Annotated in this window: 19 protein-coding genes; 11 read left to right on the top strand and 8 right to left on the bottom strand. The window is 65.8% G+C overall.

Going from position 1 to position 19,915, the window contains the following annotated elements; translation table 11 throughout:
• Positions 1-203 precede the first annotated feature (203 nt).
• The 3 genes from KU887_RS22195 (at position 204) to KU887_RS22185 (ending at position 2,346) form a co-directional block, all read left to right on the top strand.
• Complete coding sequence (locus KU887_RS22195) at positions 204-653, top strand: MerR family transcriptional regulator (protein WP_012493480.1); 450 nt, start codon at positions 204-206, stop codon at positions 651-653.
• A 314-nt stretch (positions 654-967) separates the two neighbouring features.
• On the top strand, positions 968-1,876 hold the full coding sequence (locus tag KU887_RS22190; RefSeq protein ID WP_006492917.1) for an acetoacetate decarboxylase family protein: 909 nt from the start codon (positions 968-970) through the stop codon (positions 1,874-1,876).
• Positions 1,873-2,346: a MerR family transcriptional regulator gene (locus KU887_RS22185; RefSeq protein WP_006490276.1), complete on the top strand. Its 474-nt coding sequence runs from the start codon at positions 1,873-1,875 to the stop codon at positions 2,344-2,346. Before KU887_RS22190 ends, KU887_RS22185 begins: the two co-directional genes overlap by 4 nt.
• A 36-nt stretch (positions 2,347-2,382) precedes the next feature.
• On the opposite strand, the gene KU887_RS22180 is transcribed toward KU887_RS22185, so the two are convergent.
• The gene (locus KU887_RS22180; RefSeq protein WP_006490335.1) at positions 2,383-3,066 is read right to left on the bottom strand and encodes a type 1 glutamine amidotransferase domain-containing protein; all 684 of its coding nucleotides are present in this window, start codon (positions 3,064-3,066) and stop codon (positions 2,383-2,385) included.
• 633 nt (positions 3,067-3,699) lie between these two features.
• Between KU887_RS22180 and KU887_RS22175 the strand changes: the two genes are divergently transcribed.
• The 5 genes from KU887_RS22175 (at position 3,700) to KU887_RS22155 (ending at position 10,370) form a co-directional block, all read left to right on the top strand.
• Positions 3,700-4,167, top strand: coding sequence for a (2Fe-2S)-binding protein (locus KU887_RS22175; RefSeq protein ID WP_006498906.1), 468 nt, complete (start codon positions 3,700-3,702; stop codon positions 4,165-4,167).
• On the top strand, positions 4,164-6,461 hold the full coding sequence (locus tag KU887_RS22170; RefSeq protein ID WP_258258122.1) for a molybdopterin cofactor-binding domain-containing protein: 2,298 nt from the start codon (positions 4,164-4,166) through the stop codon (positions 6,459-6,461). The genes KU887_RS22175 and KU887_RS22170 overlap by 4 nt, the downstream gene beginning before the upstream one ends.
• Before the next feature lie 545 nt (positions 6,462-7,006).
• Positions 7,007-8,296 (top strand): FAD-binding oxidoreductase, encoded by a 1,290-nt coding sequence (locus tag KU887_RS22165; RefSeq protein ID WP_196433268.1) that lies wholly within the window; start codon positions 7,007-7,009, stop codon positions 8,294-8,296.
• A gap of 17 nt (positions 8,297-8,313) precedes the next feature.
• Positions 8,314-8,871, top strand: a complete 558-nt coding sequence (locus tag KU887_RS22160; protein ID WP_006490367.1) for a helix-turn-helix domain-containing protein — start codon at positions 8,314-8,316, stop codon at positions 8,869-8,871.
• A 152-nt stretch (positions 8,872-9,023) separates the two neighbouring features.
• Positions 9,024-10,370, top strand: a complete 1,347-nt coding sequence (locus tag KU887_RS22155) for a glutamine synthetase family protein (RefSeq protein ID WP_006490374.1) — start codon at positions 9,024-9,026, stop codon at positions 10,368-10,370.
• Between the two features lie 23 nt (positions 10,371-10,393).
• On the opposite strand, the gene KU887_RS22150 is transcribed toward KU887_RS22155, so the two are convergent.
• A complete protein-coding gene (locus KU887_RS22150; RefSeq protein WP_258258119.1) occupies positions 10,394-11,572 on the bottom strand; it encodes an FAD-dependent oxidoreductase in 1,179 nt (392 codons plus the stop codon).
• Between the two features lie 149 nt (positions 11,573-11,721).
• Between KU887_RS22150 and KU887_RS22145 the strand changes: the two genes are divergently transcribed.
• On the top strand, positions 11,722-12,657 hold the full coding sequence (locus KU887_RS22145; RefSeq protein WP_012493478.1) for a LysR family transcriptional regulator: 936 nt from the start codon (positions 11,722-11,724) through the stop codon (positions 12,655-12,657).
• On the opposite strand, the gene KU887_RS22140 is transcribed toward KU887_RS22145, so the two are convergent.
• From KU887_RS22140 to KU887_RS22115, 6 genes are all read right to left on the bottom strand, one after another.
• Positions 12,637-13,176: an N-acetyltransferase gene (locus KU887_RS22140; RefSeq protein ID WP_205671860.1), complete on the bottom strand. Its 540-nt coding sequence runs from the start codon at positions 13,174-13,176 to the stop codon at positions 12,637-12,639. The two genes, KU887_RS22145 and KU887_RS22140, sit on opposite strands and share 21 nt — an antisense overlap.
• A 50-nt stretch (positions 13,177-13,226) precedes the next feature.
• A complete protein-coding gene (locus tag KU887_RS22135; protein ID WP_084752178.1) occupies positions 13,227-13,805 on the bottom strand; it encodes a hypothetical protein in 579 nt (192 codons plus the stop codon).
• A gap of 65 nt (positions 13,806-13,870) precedes the next feature.
• Entirely contained in the window at positions 13,871-14,260 is a 390-nt protein-coding gene (locus tag KU887_RS22130) for a lysozyme inhibitor LprI family protein (protein WP_006480817.1), read from the bottom strand.
• A gap of 53 nt (positions 14,261-14,313) precedes the next feature.
• On the bottom strand, positions 14,314-15,078 hold the full coding sequence (locus tag KU887_RS22125) for an N-acetylmuramoyl-L-alanine amidase (protein ID WP_060210890.1): 765 nt from the start codon (positions 15,076-15,078) through the stop codon (positions 14,314-14,316).
• A 124-nt stretch (positions 15,079-15,202) separates the two neighbouring features.
• The gene (locus KU887_RS22120) at positions 15,203-16,822 is read right to left on the bottom strand and encodes an FAD-dependent oxidoreductase (protein ID WP_258258105.1); all 1,620 of its coding nucleotides are present in this window, start codon (positions 16,820-16,822) and stop codon (positions 15,203-15,205) included.
• Positions 16,822-18,336, bottom strand: coding sequence for a polyamine aminopropyltransferase (locus KU887_RS22115; RefSeq protein ID WP_258258101.1), 1,515 nt, complete (start codon positions 18,334-18,336; stop codon positions 16,822-16,824). The genes KU887_RS22120 and KU887_RS22115 overlap by 1 nt, the downstream gene beginning before the upstream one ends.
• A 121-nt stretch (positions 18,337-18,457) precedes the next feature.
• On the opposite strand from KU887_RS22115, the gene KU887_RS22110 reads away from it, so the two are divergent.
• Together KU887_RS22110 and KU887_RS22105 are read left to right on the top strand one after the other, a co-directional pair.
• Positions 18,458-18,844 carry a DUF350 domain-containing protein gene (locus KU887_RS22110; RefSeq protein WP_006490342.1) on the top strand — a complete coding sequence of 129 codons (387 nt, stop codon included), beginning with the start codon at positions 18,458-18,460 and terminating at the stop codon, positions 18,842-18,844.
• 27 nt (positions 18,845-18,871) lie between these two features.
• Positions 18,872-19,912 carry an SPFH domain-containing protein gene (locus KU887_RS22105; RefSeq protein WP_060266301.1) on the top strand — a complete coding sequence of 347 codons (1,041 nt, stop codon included), beginning with the start codon at positions 18,872-18,874 and terminating at the stop codon, positions 19,910-19,912.
• Positions 19,913-19,915: the final 3 nt, after the last annotated feature.

The following is a 19,915-nucleotide window of genomic DNA, read 5'->3' as shown; positions in this document are numbered from 1 at the left end:
CACTCTGCCGGCGACGCGCAGGCCGACGTCACCATTTGCGGCCTGGGTGAGACAATGCGCTCCGTTTGTTGAGACAATTCGAAATACTCGGTAGGCCGCGAGGCGGTCGCTTGCCCCCGAGTCAGTCGGGCTTCACCATGTAGTCGCCGGTCAACTTTAGGATTAAAGTCAACGTTAATGTCAATAGTTTTTTGGGGTGTGGCGTGAAAATCGGAGAGTTGGCGAAGCGCAGTGGTCTGACGGCCTCACGTATTCGTTTCTACGAGGCAGAGGGATTGATCAGGGTGGTGGAGCGCCAAGCGAATGGCTATCGGGAGTATCCCCCGGAGGCGGAAATTCTCCTGGGGTTGATCTCGATCGCGCAGCAGGCGGGGTTTACGCTCGAGCAGATTCGACAACTGCTACCGGTCGGCCCGGGCGCATGGGATCATCGCGCATTGCTCGATGCACTCAAGCAGAAGGTGGAGGAGATCGATGGCATCCGCAAGCGTCTCGACCATACCCGGGCCCAACTTGTCGTCGCGATCGCGAGTATCGAGGACAGGCCGGACGGAATTGAATGTGTCGACAACAAGAAGCGCGTGCTGGACCGTCTCCGCGAAGCAGGAATTACGCCTGATTTAGGCAAGCCCGACGGTTCCACCACCGGCTGATCCCCACACCTGCCGAGCAAGCGCGCCGTGCGGGGAGCGCGCTTGCCTTCCAGCGCGCCGACTGGGATATCCGTTCCGGATCCGTCAGTGACTGACCAAACGCCGCAGCCGGAGGTCCCCGTCGTCCGTTCGGTTCGGGATTCGCATAAGCCAGCGGCTGCGGCGTAGACCAAGCGTATCGATTCATTCCGATTCGTTGCGAAGTACTTGACCTTAAAGTCATATTCAATCTTAGAGTGATTGTTGCCGGCTGTTAATCGGTATGCCTTTTCAGGCTCGCCTGCCGGTTCAATCACCGAGAAAGGTCAACGAATATGGATAAGCGGTTCATTCAGGTCGAGTTTGGCGAGCACAAGGTCGAGGTGCCTGCCGGCGGCTACTATGACCGTTACCGGATGAACCCGGATCTCGACGAGGTGGCGAGAGACCCTGCCGCAGGAAACATCGATTTTTTTCGCAGGATCCCGAAGCGGCTCGTCACATCCACGGTTGGTCCGACGTGGGCGCCGAACTTCTACTACCGCTCAAGTAACGTTCAGCTGCTGTTCCTGGCGCCTGCCGATCGATTGCGTGCAATGTTGCCGACGCCTCTCGAGCCACTGCGCGCCTATCCGGGCCATGGACTCGTGGCGTTGACCTTCTTCTCGTATTCCGTTTGCGATAACGACCCCTACGACGAAGTTTCCGTAGCGGTGGTGATCCGCCGGCCGGGGGCGCGGGGGCCCCATGCGCCGGAACTGCTCGCTTCCATGCGACGCCGCAGCTTCCACGCGCATGTTCTTGCGCTGCCGGTGACCACGGAAATCGCGCGGGTGCGCGGACTGTATGGATATCAGTTGCCAAAATGGCGCACGGAAATCGGCGTGCACATCGGCGCCGACGTAAAAGCCAGCATCGCCGGTCCCGGCGGCAAGCCGGACCTGACCTTGCGTGCGCCGCTTCCCGAGTTGCGCAATGTTCCGTCGCAGTCGCATATGGCGACGGCAACCATGATCAACCGGATCGACGGCGAGTGGCACCAGACACTGGTGCAGACCAACATGCTGTCGTTCGTGCAGCGACTCTTTCCGCGCGACGTCGAACTGTCGCGGCACGGCGGGCCGTTGAGTCAGCTGCTTGACGGACTCGGAGCGTCCACCGTGCTTCGTATGGACGTCGTCAAGGACGCGCAACTGGTCCTGAACATGCCCACCCGTCTGGGCACTTTCGCACCCAAGACATGAAGATAGGGGATCTGGCGGAGCGTACTGGCCTGACGCCGTCGCGCATCCGCTTCTATGAACGCATCGGCCTGTTGACGGCCGTCGAGCGGCAACCCAACGGCTATCGGATCTATTCGCCGGACGCTGTGGTCGTGCTCGGTCTGGTCACGGCAGCACAAAAGGCCGGCTTCAGCCTGGACGAGATCCGCATGTTGTTGCCGCCCGACCTCGTGCAGTGGCAGCGCGGTGCGCTGCTCGAGGCGCTCCGTCATAAGGTGCGGGATATCGAGACCATGCAGGTGAAGCTGGCGCAGAACAAGGTGCATCTCGTGTCGTTGATGGCCGAGATCGAGGCCAAGCCCGACGAGATCGATTGCAGCGCCAATGCAACGCGCCTGTTGTCGCAGATGCAGTCGAGGGAACTGGACGGTGCGGCCCGAACGAAGGGCGCCGGCAAGGCCGGACGCCGCCGACCGTCCGGAAAAGGCTAGGCGAGGATGTCCGCTGGCGTCCCGGGCTGCCTGCCGTTACAGGAGAGCCGCGACCTGCTCGGCCGTTGCTTTTGCCGATTGGGGATTCTGCCCTGTTACCAAGCGGCCATCTGTAACGACTTTCGACGTGAACGGCAGCAACGCTTTTTCGTAAAGTGCGCCGCGCCTCACCATCTCTTCCTCGGCGTTGTAGGGCACTTTCTTCGCGACGCCCGCAAGCACCTCCTCCACCCACGAGTAGCCGGTGAGGCGGCGGCCGGCGACGAGCAGTGTGCCGTTGGCGAGTCTCGTATTCAGCAAGCCGCAGTAGCCATGGCATACGGACGACACGATACCGCCGCGCTCGTAGATGTCTCGCGTGAGCCGTTGAAGTCCGGCATCGTCGGGAAAGTCCCACATGACGGCGTGCCCGCCCGTGAAATAGATCGCATCGAAATCCGCCGGATCGATCTGATCGGGGCTTGCCGTCGTCGCCAAAAGCTTCTGGCGGTCCTTGTCGTTCAGCCACTCCTTTACCGAGGCATCGGCGAGCGGCCATTTCAGCGAGCGAGGTTCCAGCGGGGACTCGCCACCCCTGGGGCTGACGAGGCGCTGGTCGTACCCGTGTTCGGCGAAGACGTGCCACGCATGGGTCAGTTCCGACAACCACAGGCCGGTCGGCTCGGATTGATCCGCGTAGTTGGCGACATTGCTGACAACGTGAAGTATGCGTTTGGTCATGGTGAGTCTCCCCTTCATCGGTCACAGGCGATAGCCGCGGACATGTCGCCCTTTGCCTGATGCCACAAGCGTGACCATGGGCTCGAAGCGCATGCCATGGCAAACCATAACCTTCAAGTTAAGTCTATGGTCAAGCTTTTTTTGCGTTCCTTCTGAGCAGTGCTTCGCGCTGACCACATCATTCGGCGGTATCGATGCAAGCATGTGACTCTCACGTGCACGTTATCGGTCGAGGGCGAGCTGAGGAGTCCAGGGAGCTTCGTTCCGCGACGTCACACCAGGTCGTTCATCACGGACGAAATGACGATGAACGCACCGATGAAGGCGATCATGCGTAGGCGCCGACGCGGAAGTGCGATTCAGATAGCGTCGGTGCAAACTGCAATGCGGTCGATGGACGGGCACTGGACGGCAACAGTCGTCTTCCGGAGTACGCGGTACCCGCCTGGGTCTGCCGTTGTCAGGAGCCGCAGTCTGCTCGGCTGGCGTCCTTGTGGATTGCGTATTCTGGCCGGTCACCGTGCGACCAACCAAAAGTTATTTGCGTCCGGGCGCTTGACATTAAAGTTTGGTTTGACCTTAAGGTGCGGGTAGTAGGCTGGGCCATTGTGATACGAGGCAAGGAAGCGATACATGGATCTTGACGTCAACCACCAACGGGTCAACGTCGACTGCGACCCGGCTACCCCCTTGCTGTGGGTGCTGCGTGACCACCTGAACCTGACGGGCACGAAATTCGGCTGCGGCGTCGCTGCCTGCGGCGCGTGTACCGTGCATCTGGATGGTACGGCGGTACGATCTTGTGTCCTGCCCGTGGCAGCGGTCGCCGGCAAGCGTATCACCACGATCGAAGGGCTGGCGGAATCGCCGGAGAAACGCCATGCGTTACAGCAGGCGTGGGTCGACGAACAGGTACCTCAGTGCGGCTATTGCCAGTCTGGCATGCTAATGGCGGCGGCAGATCTGTTGATGAGACAGCCCGATCCGAGTGACACCGATATCGACACGGCGATCACCAACCTGTGCCGTTGCGGGACGTATCCGCGCGTGCGCATAGCGATCAAGCGTGCGGCGAAAGTGCTGCGGGACGGCCACGCATGAGCGCCGACCCCAGGATTGCACGCCCTGGGCGGCGCCGATTTCTGCTGGGGGCGGTTGGCCTTGGCGGTGCGCTGGTGGTGGGCTGGGGCGTGATGCCTCCACGCAGCCGGCTCGGTGATCCTGCGGTGTTTCCCGAAACGTCCGGTCAGATTGCCCTGAATGGCTGGATCAAGATCACCTCGGAAGGCAATGCGATCCTGGCCATGCCGCGTGTCGAGATGGGGCAGGGAATCCACACTGGGCTGTCGATGTTGGCCGCGGAGGAACTGGATATTCCGCTGACGCGGGTGAGCATCGAGTCATCGCCGATCGAACGCATCTACGGTAATGTCGTCGCAATGGGCGACAGCTCGCTGCCGCTGCATCCGGACGACGCGGACAAGCTCTGGGCGCGCGCACTGCATTGGATCATGGCCAAGAGCGCGCGCGAAATCGGTCTCGTCATCACCGGCGGCAGCAGCAGCATGGCCGACGGGTGGCAGCCCGTGCGCGAGGCCGCCGCAACCGCGCGCGCCACGCTGGTGGAGGCAGCCGCGCGCGAATGGGGCGTGCAGTCGACGCTGGTGACGGTGCGGGCAGGGCAACTCATCGGGCCGGGCGGAAAGCAGATGCCTTTCAGCGCGGTCGCGCAGAAGGCACGCGAGATTGCTCCGCCGTCCAATGTCACGCTCAAGCCCGCTTCGCAATATCAACTGGTGGGCAAGCCTGCGCCGCGCAACGACATCGCCGCCAAGACCGATGGCAGCGCGCGCTTCGCCATCGACGTGAGGCCGCCCGGCATGCTGTATGCCGCTGTCGTTATGTGCCCGGTATTGGGCGGCAAGCTCAAGACCTTCAACTCGAAAGCGGCCCTTGTGATGCCCGGCGTGCGGTATGTCGTGCCGTTCGACGGCTCGACGGGCGGCGCTCCGGGCGTCGCCGTGGTGGCAGACCATTACTGGCAGACACGCCAGGCCCTTGGTGCACTCGAACCCGAGTGGGACAATGGCCCACATGCCACCCTGGATTCGGCTGACATCCATCAACAACTCGGCGGCGCGCTGAACAGCGACAAGGGTGGCTTCACCTACCGTTCGACGGGTGATGGGCTGAAGGCCTTTGAGAATGCACAGGGTGCGACCATTGTCGAGGCCGAATACAGTGCGCCGTATCTTGCGCATGCCACGATGGAGCCTATCAACTGCACGGCGCAGGTGACCAAGGATCGAGTGCAGCTTTGGGCACCCACGCAGGTCGCCACGCTGGCCCAACTGGTCGCAGCCCGCGCGGCAGGCGTGAGCCGCGACCAGGTACACATCGATATCCCGCTCATCGGAGGGGGCTTCGGGCGACGGTTGGAGTCGGACTTTGTCGGGCAGGCGGTGACGATCGCCGCCAGGACGGAAGGCCGCCCGGTGCAGGTGATCTGGTCGCGCGAAGATGACATCAAGCACGACTTCTACCGCCCCCAGGCCATCGCACGGCTGAAGGCTCGCGTCGAGAACGGCAGGGTGACGGCCATCGCCTCGCGCAGTGCGGGCCAGTCGATCCTGGCCGGCGAGTTGGAGCGCCTGTTCGGTGCGCCGTCGCTCGACATTGACCGCTATACGGCCGAAGGTTTGTTCGACCAACCGTATGAGATCGAGCACGAACACATTGCGCATCTGGTGGTCGACTTACCGGTACCCATCGGGTTCTGGCGCAGCGTCGGCCACTCGTACACGGGGTTCTTCCTCGAAAGTTTCCTGAACGATGTGGCTGCCGCCGCCAAGCTCGATCCGCTGGCGATGCGGCGAGACTTGCTCAAAGCGCATCCGCGTGAGCGGAAGGTGCTCGACATCGCGGCGCAGACGGCAGGCTGGGGCCAGCCGCTCGCGCCCGCCGCCGATGGCGCACCGCGTGCGCGCGGGCTGGCGCTGCACAACGCATTCGGCTCCGTGGTGGCACAGGTGGTGGAGGTGTCGCTCAAGGATGGCAAGCCACGTGTGCATCGCGTCGTCTGCGTGGCGGACTGTGGAACGGTGGTCAACCCCGGCATCGTCGCGCAGCAGATGGAAGGCGGGATCATCTTCGGGCTGAGCGCTGCGTTGTACGGCCAGATTCAGATCAAGGACGGACGGGTCATTCAATCCAACTTCCCCGACTATCCGGTCTTGAAGATGGCGGAGGCGCCAGCGATCGAAATCCACGTCGTGCCGAGCACGGCCGAACCGACCGGGGTCGGTGAAATTGCCGTGCCTCCGGTCGCGCCAGCCGTGGCGCACGCCGTCGCGCAACTCACCGGCAAGTCGGTGCGGCAGTTGCCGATGGTGTAGGTCAGAAATTCGCGAGGCAAGGCACTGTGGAGGTTTTGGGCAAGCTCGAAGAACGTCGAGCTTGCCGAAGCAGTCTGCTAACCACGGGTGTCTGAGTGAGTTTTCAACGTGGTTCGCCGCTGATTGAAGGCCTAGGACGCTACACACGAAGCTCGCGGCATTAACGGACCCACGGGGAATCGCAACTGCGTTACGTCGGGCTGTCGAGAGCAAAGCAACTGTTGCACCTTATCGGTGATGAAGATGTCGCGTCTTTCTTCATACCTGCCACGACCTGGTCTCCTAGGTTGCAGCGCCCATGCCGGCGTGCCGGCATGCTCTCCTGGTCTCGATGACAACGTCATGCCGGAATTTTCCACTTCCAAACGGGACAGTCTTGTGGACCCAGGCTAGGGTCGGTTTCAACTTGAACGAAAAAATTCCAAGTTGGACGCATCTCGACAGTCGGGCCGGACTGATAGACCGTCGGTCTCACGCTTGCTCTCGTGAAATTGTCATGCTAGTTTTTCATGAAATTTCTCGGCGTAATTTTCACGGGAGTCCGCATGTTCGTGCAGTCCGACCGTCACGTCGCAAGCTACTACGCCGGCACCTACCCGGCGCCGATCCCGCATCGGCCGGTGCTGGACGAACGCGTCGACGCCGACGTGCTGGTCGTTGGCGCGGGTTTCAGCGGGCTGCATACGGCGCTGCGGCTCGCGCTTGCCGGCAAGCGCGTCGTCATGCTGGAAGCGAGCCGCGTCGCGTGGGCCGCATCGGGCCGCAACGGCGGACAGGCGCTGCTCGGCTGGTCGTGCGACATGCAGCCCCTCGAGGATGCGCTCGGCCGCGACGGCGCGCGGCTGCTGTGGAACAGCATGCGCTGGGCGGCGGCCGAGGTGCGCGAACTGCCGGCGCGGCACGGGTTCGACATCGACTACCGGCCCGGCAGCCTGTGGGCCGCGGTGCGGCCGCGGCGCGTCGCGATGCTGGCGCAGGCGCGCGACGAGGCGGCCGAGCGCTGGGGCTACGATCGGTTGCGCGTGATCGGGCGCGGCGAGATGCCTGAATGGATCGGCGGCACGCGCTATCTGGCCGCGCTTCACGATCCGGAGGCCGGCCACCTGAACCCGCTGAAGCTCGCGCTCGGCCTCGCGCAGACGATCGAGCGCGCGGGCGGCCGCATCTTCGAACAGAGTCGCGTGCTCGACTGCCGCGAGACGGCCGGCGGCCACGTCGCCCGCACGACGCGTGGCGAAGTGCGCGCGGACGTGCTGGTGCTCGCCTGCAATGCGTACGTCGACCGGCTCGACCGCGATCTCGCGCGCCGGCTGCTGCCGGTCGGCACGTATCAGGTCGCAACGGCGCCGCTCGCACCCGACGTCGCGCGTGCGCTGCTGCCGCGCAACAGTTGCGTGATCGACAACCAGTTCGTGCCCGACTACTTCCGCCTGAGCCCCGACAACCGGCTGCTGTTCGGCGGCGGCTGCACGTATCTCGGCGGCATCCCGGCCGATATCGCGGCGGCGACGCGCCCGCACCTCGAACGCGTGTTTCCGCACCTGGCCGGCGTGCCGCTCGACTACGCGTGGGGCGGTCACATCGACATCAGCATGCGCCGCACGCCGGACATCGGCCGCCACGGGCAGCGCTTCTGGCTGCAGGGTTTTTCGGGGCACGGCGTGCTGCCGACGCTCGCCGGCGCGCGCGCGGTGGCCGATGCCGTGCTCGGCGACACCCGTCTGCTCGCGCAGTACCAGCGCATCCGCAACCCGCGCTTTCCCGGCGGCGGCCGGCTGGCCGCGCCGCTCGAAGCGATCGGCAAGGCCTGGTACCGTTTGCGCGATACCGTTTGATTGCACCGGAATCCATCATGAACGAACAGGAAGAGATAGAAAGTCTGGCGATCCTGATCCGCGACCTGCGCAAGCATCGCAAGGTCACGCTGAACGATCTCGCCGAACGGATCGGCCGCTCGGTCGGCTTTCTGTCGCAGGTCGAGCGCGGGCTGTCGCGTCCGACGGTCGCGGATCTCACCGCGATCGGCGAGGCGCTCGGCGTGCCGACCACCTATTTCTACAGCCTGAGCAAGCCGCGCAGCGTGCCGTGGGTCACGCGGCCCGACGAACGCCGCACCGTGTATTACGCGGCCGGCATTACCGACATCCTCGTGTCGCCGAACATGCGGTCGCGTTTCTCGATCCTCGAAAGCCATCTCGGGCCCGGCGCGAGCAGCGGCGAGCGGCCGGTCGACGACAGCGACGAGCAGGGCGGCTTCGTGCTCGAAGGAGAACTGACGATCTGGATCGACGGCGACGACACGCCGGTCACGCTCGGCCCGAACGATGCGTTCCAGCTGCCCGCGCACAAGCGCTTCCGCTACGCGAACCTGACCGACGCGCCGACGCGCGTGATCTGGGTATTCACCTGAGTGGTCGGCGGGGCGGGCGGTGTTGGAGGCGGCCCCGCCGCGCAGCCTGTTTGCAGTACTGATCGACATGCGGCGTGCGTTGCGCCGTGCGCCGCCCGAATCCGGTTCGCCGCGTTGCGGCACCGCCATACAAGACATGGAAAGGATGAGACATGGCTGACGTCGTTCCCGCGCTGGTCAGTGAAGTCCGCGCATTCCGGCAGGCGCACCCCGAGATCCGTTATGTCGACCTGATCTGCCTCGACCTGCCCGGGCACTTCTACGGCAAGCGCTATCCGATCGATGCGCTCGAGAAAGTCGCATCGGGCTCGCTGCTGAAGCTGCCGCAGAACTGCGTGCTGCTCGGCACGCAGGGCGGCCTCTACAAGATCGGCGACTACTGCTTCAACGACGGCGATCCCGATGCGCCGCGCCGCCTGATCCCCGGCACGCTGAAGCCCGTGCGCTGGGAGCGGCAACCGCTCGCGCAGATGCTGATCAGTTCCGATGGCACCGATTCCCCGATCGAATTCGAGCCGCGCGAGGTGCTCGCACGCGTGCTGCGGCGCTTCGCGGCGCGCGGCATCCGGCCGGTCGTCGCATTCGAGCTCGAGTTCTACCTGTTCGCCGCGCAGCTCGCGGACGGGATGCCGCAGTATCCGCGCGACCGCCTGAGCGACGACCGCGACGATCAGCCGAACATGCATATCGAGCGCCTGTCGCGCTTCTCCGACGTGCTGCACGAGATGGTCGAAGCCGCGTGCGAGCAGGGCGTCGATGCGACGGTGATCACCGCGGAGCTCGGGCCCGGCCAGTTCGAGATCAATTTCGGGCATACCGACGACGCGCTGCGCGCGGCCGACTGGTCGGCGCTGTTCTGTCGCAGCACGCGCGGCGTCGCGTTGCGGCACGGCTATCGCGCGAGTTTCATGGGCAAGCCGTATTTGCATGCGCCGGGCAGCGGCATGCACGTGCACGTGAGCCTGTATGACGACGCGGGGCGCAACCTGCTTGCGGCGGACGGGCAGCGGCCGTTGCGTCACGCGGTGGCCGGCTGCCTCGCGCTGCTGCCGCATTGCATGCCCGTGTTCGCGCCGAATCACAATGCGTTCCGGCGCTACGGGTCGATGGTGAACGCGGCGAGCCGCGCGAGCTGGGGTTTCGAGGATCGCGACGCGTGCATCCGCATTCCCGAGTCGGACGCCCGCAACCTGCGGATCGAGCACCGGCTCGCGAGTGCGGATGCGAACCCGTACCTGGTGCTCGCGGCGATCCTCAGCGGGATGGAGCACGGGCTCGATGCGCGCCTCGAGCCGATCGCGCCGCTCAACGAGGATCGCGGCAGCGGGATCGATTTTCCGAAGGAGATGCTGTCGTCGGTCGCCGCGATGCAGGATCATCCGGCCGTGCGCGACGGGCTCGGCAGCGAGTTCGTGATGGTGTACTGCGAGAACAAGCGGCAGGAGGAGCTGGATTTCCGCAACGAGATCGGCGCGCGGGAGTATCGGTGGTTTCTGTGAGCCGATGCCGCCGTCCGCACGGCTTATCGTCCGCGCGCCTGTTCCATCGGCAGGTGTGCGCCCCACGCGTTCGTCAGCGCTTCGATTTCGGCGACCGGATCGATCCGTTGTCGGGCGCTGTCGCTCACGTCGTCGCTGAATAACAGGTGCGCGAATTCACGCGCACGCTCGGTGATCGCGGCGGTTTTCCCGCTGCGCCGCAGCGTGAACGCCGTAAGCGCCGCATCGAGATCGCCGCCGTTGGCTGAATCGTATTCGTCGAGGCACCGGGCAAGATGCCACGCATCTTCGAGCGCCTGGCAGGCGCCTTGTCCGGAGGTCGGGAGCGGCGCGTGCGCGGCGTCGCCGATCAGCAGTACGTTGCCGCGGTGCCATGCGTCGACCGGATCCAGATCGTGCACGCGGATCTTCGTGAGCGTGTCCGCTGGCGTCGCACGTATCACGTCCGTGACGGGCGCCGGCCACGGCGCGAAGCGCCGTTCCAGCATCCCGCGCGGATCGTCTTCCGCCGTATCGCACCTGTCGGCTTCCGGCCATGCCGCCGCCCAGTACACGCGATGCCGGTCCAGCGCGACGATGCCGAAGCGTTCGCGCGTGCCCCAGTAATCGAATATCGACACTTCGTCGACCAGCGGCGCATTGCTTTGCGCGACGCCGATCCAGTTGACGAAGCCCTGATAGACGGGGGTGTTGTCGCCGACCACATGACGTCGCGCGATGGAGTTCATGCGGCCGTCCGCGCCGATCACGAGATCGGGGGCGATCGTCGTGCCGTTGTCGAAGCGAACGACGGCACGACCGTCCGCGCCGGTATCGATAGCCGTTGCGCCGTGGCCGAAGCGGACCTCGATGCCGCGCGCGGCGAGGTGCCGGGTCAGCACGGCCTGCAGGTCGCGCCGCAGGATCGACACCGTCGGGAAGCCCATGCGGCGGTCGAGCGCGCCGATCTCGGTGGCCTTGAGCAGGGTGCCGTGCCGGTCGATGCGCCGCATCGCATGCAGGCGGCCGCCGGCCTCGACGATGTCCGGCAGCAGGCCGAGCTGGGTGAGGACGAAGCCGGCATTCGGCCACAGCACCACGCCTGCGCCCATCGTCGATTCCGCCGGCCTGCGTTCGTACAGCCGGATCTCGTGGCCGCGCCCGGCGAGCGCGAGTGCGGTGCTCATGCCGGCCACGCCGGCGCCCAGGATTGCAATGTTCATGACGCTCCTTGCCTGTGTCGTGCGAACGCTCGCTGGCACGCGCGTGCGTGCCCGGGCGTCGCATTGACGGGATGAGCATCGTAAATTATGGTCTCTGGCGGGATAAGCCATCGAAATCGGCAGGCTTTGATACCTCCAACGGGATAATGATGCGTAGCAAGCTGGATCTGAATGCGGTGCGTGTGTTCGTGACGGTCGTCGATGAAGGCAGCTTTGCCGGCGCCGCGCGCATGCTCGCGCTGCCGGGTTCCAACGTGAGCCGTCATGTGGCGCAACTGGAGTCGCGGCTCGGCGTGCGCTTGCTCGAGCGCAGCACGCGGCACCTGCGGATGACCGAGGCCGGGCGGTTGCTGCACGAGCGTGCACGGCCGATGCTCGACGCGCTGACGCAGGCCGAATGCGAGCTGACGTCGCAGCAAACGGAATTGCGCGGCGTGTTGAAGCTTTGCGTCCCGGGCGAAATCGGGCCGCGCATGCTGGGGCCGATCGTCGCGGAATTCGCGAGCCGCCATCCGCGTGTCGAGATCGACTGCGACACCAGCCTCGCGGGCATGTCGACGCTGCGCGACGATATCGACCTGTCGATCATCGTCAATCGCGGCAAGCTGGACGACAGTGCGTTCGTCGTCAGGCCGCTCGCGAGTTTGCCGAGCGTCGTCGTGGCCGCGCCGTCACTGGTCGCGCGGGTCGGGATGCCTGGCCTGACGGAGCAGCTTCGGCAGTTGCCGTGCATCACGACGTTGAGCACGCTGAAAGGGCAGCCGTGGCAGTTCGCCGATCGCGACGGACGGATTCACAAGATTCCGGTGGCGAGCCGGTATCGCGTCAATAGCGGCGAGATGGCGGGCCTCGCGGCGGTGAACGGGATCGGCTTCGCGATTCTGGTCGAACGCGCGTGCGCGGTGGAGCTTGCCGAAGGGCGGCTGGTGCGCGTGCCGCTGGAGATGGCGCCGGCGCCGCTGCAGCTGCATGCCGCTTACGCGAGCCGGAATTCGGTCAACGCGAAGATTCGCGCGCTGCTGCAGCTGATGCAGGAACGATTGGCGACGGAGGAGGCGCTGCCGTCATCGCGACCGCTTCGGTAGGGCGCGCCAGTAGCGCACTTCCTCGATCGGCGTACCGTCGATCTCGAAGGTCTTGATGTCGTCTTCGGCGACGAAACCTTCGCGTTCGTAGAATGCTCTTGCCCGACGGTTTTTGACCAGCACCCACAGCGACACCCATGCATGACCCGCGTCGTGCAGCGCCCGGCATGCATGGTCGACCAGCCGCGCACCGATCCCTTGCCCGCAATGCGCAGGATGCAGATAGATCGCTTCGATTTCGCCCCACGCCCGGTCCTTGTCGGCGTCGCGCGTCGGGCCGTACGCGATCCAGCCGGTCGGTGCGTGGTTCGCGAACGCGAGCGCGACGCATGGCCGGCCCGCGTCGAGTACCGGGCGCCATGCGGCCGTGCGCTTTTCGACCGACAGGCCGGCGAGGAACGGGGCCGGCATGATGTCCGTGTAGGTCGCTTGCCACGACGCGACGTGGATGCCGGCGATGGCCGGTGCATCGGCGGCGGTGGCCGCGCGGATGTCGATCGTCGTCGTATTCGATGCCATGCGCCCTCCGTGTGGCCGGTTGCCGGTTGCCGCGCTGCCGCCTGCCGGATTCACGTCGCCGGATCCAGGCTGGCGTCGATGGCGAAACGGTAGTGGATGTCCACGTGTGATGCGTTGCCCGGTGCGTCGGTTTTCTTCAGCACGAACTCGAACGCGGGTTCGAACCAGCCGTCGCGTGCGATTTCTCCGCCGAGGATCTCGACGTCGTACCAGCCGTTGTCGATTTCAATGACGGGCCTGCCTGGTTCGCGATAGCGCGCAAGCAGCGCATTCACCGTGTCGTCGGTGAAGCGTTCGAGAATGCGCCACGTGTAGAGCATCACCGCACGATGCGCGACGCGCAATACGTATCCACCGCGCCGATGCTGCAGACGACTGCCTGCTTTCAGCAATTCGGGCGTGCCGTCGTCCAGCGTGAAGATGACCGTATATGGATGATTCTCGATGCCGGCCAGCGGAATGACGATGCCTTCGAGCACCGCGTGGTCGCCGCTGTCGCCGGTCGTGAACGCCGATGCGACGTCGTCCGGCAGCCCGTGTTCGTCCTTGTAGCGTTTCAGCAGCAGAAGATCGCCGACGAGAAAGTAGTCGATCAGATCGTTGAGGACTTCGGCGAATTGATGCCGCATCGTCGTTCCTTTCGAGCAGCGTGCCGTGCCGCGACGTGCTTCGCGGCACGGCACGCGTGGCGACCTTATTCGCCGAGCTTCGACGTCACGCAGCCGGTGCTCGAGCATTCGCGCTCACGCTCGCGCAGGAACGACAGTCGCGATTGCGTCATGTCGTTCGCGCACTGGATGTCGACGAGGTAGCTGCTGCCGCGCGTTTCGCTGCACTGCGCATCGCGTTGCTTCAGCCACGCGAGCTGGCCGGCCTTCAGCGTCGCCTGCTGGTCGCCGCTCAGTTGCTTGCGCAACCGGCCGTATTCGTCGTTGAGATCGCGGTCGGACTGCGAGAACTGCGTGCTCGTGCAATAGACCTGGTCGAACGCGCTGCGCGGCTTTCCGCAGCCGGCCGCGTGCGCGGCGAACGGAACGGCGAGCGCGAGCAACGCGCAGGATGCGAGCAGATTCTTTTTCTTCATGGTGATGCTCCTGACTGGGTGAAAACCGTTGAACGCGACGGGCGAGACCGTCGTTATTGGGGCGTCGTGCACGCGTCGATGCCGCCCGCGATCGCGGCGGACAGGCGCTGGATCGTCTCGCGGCGCGCGAGCCGCGCTTCTTCGTCCGGATTGACGATCACGCCGGCTTCGACGAGCACGGCCGGAATCGGCGCGGTGCGCAGCACGACGAGATCGTCGAAGCGGTGGATGCCGAGTTGCGGGTCGATCAGCGGACGATTCTCGCCGCGGATCGGCTGCGCGTGATACAGCGACGGCCGTTCGCCGGCCGCGACCAGCCGCTCGGCGATCGCCTTCGCACAACGCAGGCTCTCCGCATAGTGCGGATTGCGCTCCGACACGAACACCGAGAAGCCGCGGAATTCGCGCTGCCGGCCCGCGTCGATGAACTGCTGCTGCATCGAGTCGTGATGGATCGACACGAACAGGTTAGCGTCGGGCGCCTGCGTCGAGCGCTGATTGAGCGCGATCTCGCGACCGTCCGCCGACGTGCGCAGCACGCGGTCGCCGTGCGCGGCGAGTTTGTCGGCGACGGCGCCGGACAGGTCGAGGTTGTACAGATATTCGACGCGGCCGCTGGCGCCGGTGGAGCCCGGATGCGCGGGCGTATGACCGGTGTCGACGACGATGTAGCGGCCGGACGCGGGCTCGGTAACGGGCGTGGCCGCGGTGTCGGCCGCGTGCAGCGCCAGCGGCGCGCCGAGCAGCGGGGCGCACGCGAGCATGCGCGCGGCGGCGCGCACGAGCGGGCGAAGGCGTCGGAAGGTTCGGTTCGTCATTGTTGTTGTCGAGAGGGGCGGACGGCGCGTCGAACGGCGCGCCGCCGTCGGCCTGCTCAATGCAGTCGGAATGTCGCGCGATTATAGCGGGTGGCGGCGACGCCGCAATGACGCGCGACGGTTGTCAGGCGAGCACGCGATGTGCCGCCAGCATGCCCCAGTACGACGCTTCCTCGAACAGCGACAGTCCGGACAGGTCGGCATGCGCGAACACGACGGGGCCGTCGGCATAGCGCAGCGCGAGCAGCCCCGGCCGGCTCAGGAAGCCGACGTCGGGCGTGGCCATCGCATGGCCGCGGACGGTGATCTCGAGCGCGGTCGCATGCTTCCACAGCTCGCGTCCGTACACGGCCTGCAGGTCGATCGCCGCCTGCTCGCGCAATGCGTCGGGCTTCGCCTGCGCGAGCCAGCGGCGCGTATCGTCCGGCGTTTGCGCGCTCAATGCCTGATAGGCGGAGAACACCGAGCGCGTCGGCGGCGACATCCGGATCAACTGGTGCGTCGACACGACGTAGCCGAGCCCGGCGCCGTCGTAGACGACGTTGTCCCACGCGAGCGGCACGCCGGCTTCCTCGGCCGGCATGCCGTCGAGCAGGAAGTTGGACACGAGCCACGGCGCGCGCGGCGGCAAGTCGCGCGCAGGTTCGAAACCGTACGCGGCAAGCTGCGGAAACACGCGCGCCGCGACGAACAGCGGCATCGCACATACGACACGGCGCGCCTTCAGCGTGAACGTCGACAGCGTGCCGTCGTGACCGACGCGTGCGCACAGCACGTCGACGCCGCCCGCGCGTTCGGTCGCGCGCACCGCGAAGCCATCGCGCGACCACGTGTTCGAGCCGGTGCGCGCGGCGATCGACTCGCTCAGCTTCGTCACCATCGTGTGCAGCCCGTCGGGCCAGGTCAGCACCGCGCCGTCGCTCGCATCGCCCGCATGGCCGCCGCGCGACGAGAAATAGTGCAGGCCGGCCCAGGCGGAGACATGCTCGTAGCCGGCGCCGTAATCGTCGCGGCAGCAGTAGTTCAGATACCAGTGCAGCGCCTTCGCGGTGTAACCCTCGTCGTGCAGCCACTGGCGAAACGAGCGCCGGTCGAGTGCGCGCCAGCGCGGGTCGCGCGACGATTCCGCGATCGGGATGCAGAACACCTTGCGGCCGTCGGCGCCGCGTGCGGTGCGCAGCCCGTCCGTGTACGCGAAGAAGCGCGCCTGCTGCGCGAGCGCGTCGGCGTCGAGGCCGGTGGCCGGCACGATGCCGTCCTGCCACTGTCCATCGATGAACAGGCGTTCATCCGGTGCGTGGACGAGTGCACGCTCGTCGTACACGGGGCGCGCGGAGAACGGCGCGGATTCGATCACGCCGAGATCGGCGAGCATGTCGCGCAGATGCGCGGATTCGAGCGACGGCAGCGGCAGGTAGTGCGCGCCCTTCGGATAGCCGAGCGCGCCGAAACGCCCGCCGGCCGCGTTGCCGCCGAATTCGGGGCCGGCGAGCACGGTGAAGCGCGTATGGCCCGCGCGCGCGAGCTGCCATGCGCACGACAGCCCGGCCGCGCCGGCGCCGAGAATCGCGACATCCGTCTCGATCGTGCCGGACGGCGCGGGCAGCGCGGCATGGTCGCGCAGCGCATGGCCTTCGCGCATGCCGGGGTAGTCGACGCGCGGCGTCGTCTCGATCCAGCCGGTGCGGCCGCATGCGGCGAGCGACGCGGCCGCCGATGCGACGAGGAACGTGCGGCGATCCATCAGCGCAGCACGTGCTTCCAGTCGTCGTCGAAGCGGCGCACGAGCGGCTGGTCGTTGAGTTCGTTCGGCGACATCGACAGCGCCGGCATGTCGGCCGGGAAGTGGAACATCTCGGCGGCCGTTTGCGCATCGAGCCAGCGCGTCGGCACCGAGTAATGCGTCGGCACCGTGAAGTCGCGGCGCTTGCCGGCGATCACGAAGCCCCAGTCGCCGAACGACGGCACGTAGCAGTGGTATGGCCACGTGTTGAGCCCGGCTTCGTGCAGCGTCGCGATGATGGTCCAGTACGCGTGCGGCGCGAAGTACGGCGAGGTCGACTGGATCACCGTGTAGCCGTTCTCCGACAGGTGGCGCGCCAGCAGCCGGAACACCGGCACCGAGTACAGGCGGCCGAGCCCGAAGTTGGTCGGATCGGGGAAATCGACGACGATTGCGTCGTACACGTCGGCATTCGATTCGAGCCAGCGCACCGCGTCGTCGTTGATCACGTGCACGCGCGGGTCCTTCAGCGCGCCCTGGTTCAGCTTGACGAGCGGCACGGACGTCGAGAACAGCATCGTCATCGCGGGGTCGAGATCGACGAGCGTGATTTGTTCGAGGTTGCGGTGCTTCAGCAGTTCGCGCACCGCGAGGCCGTCGCCGCCGCCGAGCACGAGCACGCGCTTCGCCCACGGCAGTGCCTCGATCGTCGGGTGGATCAGCGCTTCGTGATAGCGGTGCTCGTCGCGCGACGAGAATTGCAGGTTGCCGTTCAGGTACAGCCGCATGTCGTCGTGCCATTGCGTGAGCACGATGCGCTGGTACGGCGTCGTTTCCGAATAGATCGTCTCGTCGCCGTACACGCCGTGCTCGGCCCAGTGCGTGATGCGGTCCGACAGCGCGAATCCGGCGACCAGCAGCCCGATCACGAGCGATGCGCGCATCAGCTTGCCGCGCACGTTGCGGATCTCGTCGCGGAACAGGTGCGTGGTCCACAGTGCGACGAGTGCGTTCAGGAGGCCGAACAGGAAGCTCGTGCGCAGCAGGCCGAGACGCGGCGCGAGCACGAGCGGGAAGATCAGCGACACGGCCAGCGAGCCGAGATAGTCGAAGGTCAGCACCTCGCTGACGGTATGGCGGAATGCCTGGCGCCGCTGCTGGAACGCGCGCATCACGAGCGGAATCTCCATCCCGATCAGCAGGCCGAGCGCGAGCACCAGTGCGTAAAGCGCCGCACGAAACGGCGCGGCGAGCCAGGCGAACACGACGAACAGCAGCGCGGCCGACACGCCGCCGAGCAGGCCGACGAGCAGCTCGATGTCGACGAAGCGGTCGAGCACGTCGTCGTCCTCGACGAACTTCGCGAGCCACGAGCCGATCCCCATCGCGAACAGGTAGCAGCCGATCACCGACGAGAACTGCAGGATCGAGTCGCCGAGCAGGTAGCTCGACAGCGCGCTGCTGATCAGTTCGTAGCCGAGCCCGCAGGACGCGAGCACGAGAATCGACAGGACGAGCGCGCGCTTATGCAGCATCGCGCATCCGTTGTGCAGTGTTCGGCAATGTGGATATACTGGCGCGGATTTTCGTCTGGCGGCCCCGTGCGGGCCGGCCGGCGACGGGGCGGCGAACCGAGCACAAAATCCGAGGAAAAGAATGAATAGTGCCTATCTTTATGCGGTTCATTTACTGTCGGCGTTCGTGCTGCTTCTCGTGTTCGCGGCAGTGTACCTGAAGGTCACCCCGTTCGACGAACTGGCGCTGATTCGCGACGGCAACGCGGCCGCGACGCTGTCGTTCGGCGGCGCACTGATCGGTTTCTGCCTGACGCTCGCGTCCAGCATCGCGCACAACGCGACGCTCGGCGAAGTCGTGATCTGGGCCATCGGCGCGATGATCGTGCAACTGATCGCCTACGCGGTGCTGACGCGCGTGATGCCCGGCATGAATCATGCGATCGAGGATCGCAACGTCGCGATGGGCGGCCTGATGGGCACCGCGTCGCTCGTCGTCGGCATCATCAATGCCGCCTGCCTGACCTGACGCGCCACGCGTTCCGAGGAGACCGACATGAGTCTGGGTTCATTCATCCGCAAGCAGTTCATCGACGTCCTGCAATGGACGGAAGACACCGACGGCGTGCTGGCCTGGCGCTATCCGATGGAAGACCAGGAAATCCAGTACGGCGGCAAGCTGACCGTGCGCGAAACGCAGGTCGCGATCTTCGTCAACGAAGGCAAGGTCGCCGACGTGTTCCAGCCGGGCCTCTACACGCTGGAAACGCGCACGCTGCCGGTGCTCACGAACCTGAAGAACTGGGACAAATTCTTTCAGTCGCCTTTCAAGTCGGACGTCTACTTTTTCAGCACGCGGCTGCAGCTGGGCCGGCGCTGGGGCACCGCGCAGCCGGTGACGATCCGCGACCGCGAATTCGGCTTCGTGCAGCTGCGCGCGTTCGGCATCTACTCGTATCGGATCGTCGATGCGGCCGCGTTCCATCGCGAGGTCAGCGGCACGCGCGCGGCATACACGGTCGATGATCTCGAGCAGCAACTGCGCAACCTGGTCGTCACCGCGATGAGCACCACGTTCGGCTCGGCCGACGTGCCGTTCGTCGACATGGCCGCGAACCAGTCGCTGCTGTCGCAGCGTGTCGCCGAGGCATTGGTGCCGGTGTTCACGCGCTACGGGCTGGCGCTCGACGCGTTCGCGGTCGAGAGCGTGTCGCTGCCGGCCGAACTGCAGAAGGCGCTCGACCTGCGGATCGGTGCCGGGATGGCCGGCGATCTCGTGCGCGCCACGCAATACCAGACCGCGCAGGCGATTCCGCTCGCCGCGCAAAACCCGGGCGGCATCGCCGGGGTCGGCGCGGGGCTCGCCGCGGGCGCGGCGATCGGGCAGGCGATGGCCGGCCAGATCGCGGGCGCCGCGCAACCGGCACAGGCCGCACCGCCCGCGCCCGTTGCCGCGCCGGTGGCCGCCGCGCCGGCCGAGAGCACCGATTACGTGCAGCGGCTCGAGCAATTGAAGGCGCTGTTCGACAAGGGCCTCGTGACCGAAGACGAATATTCGCGCGCGAAGGCCGAGATTCTCGCGAAGCTCACCCGGTAAGCG

Source organism: Burkholderia sp. EMB26, from assembly GCF_024730645.1.
In the GTDB taxonomy this organism is placed as follows: Bacteria; Pseudomonadota; Gammaproteobacteria; order Burkholderiales; family Burkholderiaceae; genus Burkholderia; species Burkholderia cenocepacia.
This window is presented reverse-complemented; position numbering and strand designations above follow the sequence as displayed.

Bases quoted from the DNA above. Each gene is read 5' to 3' on its own strand.
- KU887_RS22125 (WP_060210890.1), bottom strand. From the start codon at position 15,078: ATGACGAACCGAACCTTCCGACGCCTTCGCCCGCTCGTGCGCGCCGCC.
- KU887_RS22105 (WP_060266301.1), top strand. From the start codon at position 18,872: ATGAGTCTGGGTTCATTCATCCGCAAGCAGTTCATCGACGTCCTGCAA.
- KU887_RS22110 (WP_006490342.1), top strand. From the start codon at position 18,458: ATGAATAGTGCCTATCTTTATGCGGTTCATTTACTGTCGGCGTTCGTG.
- KU887_RS22180 (WP_006490335.1), bottom strand. From the start codon at position 3,066: ATGACCAAACGCATACTTCACGTTGTCAGCAATGTCGCCAACTACGCG.
- KU887_RS22130 (WP_006480817.1), bottom strand. From the start codon at position 14,260: ATGAAGAAAAAGAATCTGCTCGCATCCTGCGCGTTGCTCGCGCTCGCC.
- KU887_RS22160 (WP_006490367.1), top strand. From the start codon at position 8,314: ATGAACGAACAGGAAGAGATAGAAAGTCTGGCGATCCTGATCCGCGAC.
- KU887_RS22140 (WP_205671860.1), bottom strand. From the start codon at position 13,176: ATGGCATCGAATACGACGACGATCGACATCCGCGCGGCCACCGCCGCC.
- KU887_RS22190 (WP_006492917.1), top strand. From the start codon at position 968: ATGGATAAGCGGTTCATTCAGGTCGAGTTTGGCGAGCACAAGGTCGAG.
- KU887_RS22150 (WP_258258119.1), bottom strand. From the start codon at position 11,572: ATGAACATTGCAATCCTGGGCGCCGGCGTGGCCGGCATGAGCACCGCA.
- KU887_RS22170 (WP_258258122.1), top strand. From the start codon at position 4,164: ATGAGCGCCGACCCCAGGATTGCACGCCCTGGGCGGCGCCGATTTCTG.
- KU887_RS22175 (WP_006498906.1), top strand. From the start codon at position 3,700: ATGGATCTTGACGTCAACCACCAACGGGTCAACGTCGACTGCGACCCG.
- KU887_RS22120 (WP_258258105.1), bottom strand. From the start codon at position 16,822: ATGGATCGCCGCACGTTCCTCGTCGCATCGGCGGCCGCGTCGCTCGCC.
- KU887_RS22185 (WP_006490276.1), top strand. From the start codon at position 1,873: ATGAAGATAGGGGATCTGGCGGAGCGTACTGGCCTGACGCCGTCGCGC.
- KU887_RS22165 (WP_196433268.1), top strand. From the start codon at position 7,007: ATGTTCGTGCAGTCCGACCGTCACGTCGCAAGCTACTACGCCGGCACC.
- KU887_RS22155 (WP_006490374.1), top strand. From the start codon at position 9,024: ATGGCTGACGTCGTTCCCGCGCTGGTCAGTGAAGTCCGCGCATTCCGG.
- KU887_RS22145 (WP_012493478.1), top strand. From the start codon at position 11,722: ATGCGTAGCAAGCTGGATCTGAATGCGGTGCGTGTGTTCGTGACGGTC.
- KU887_RS22135 (WP_084752178.1), bottom strand. From the start codon at position 13,805: ATGCGGCATCAATTCGCCGAAGTCCTCAACGATCTGATCGACTACTTT.
- KU887_RS22115 (WP_258258101.1), bottom strand. From the start codon at position 18,336: ATGCTGCATAAGCGCGCGCTCGTCCTGTCGATTCTCGTGCTCGCGTCC.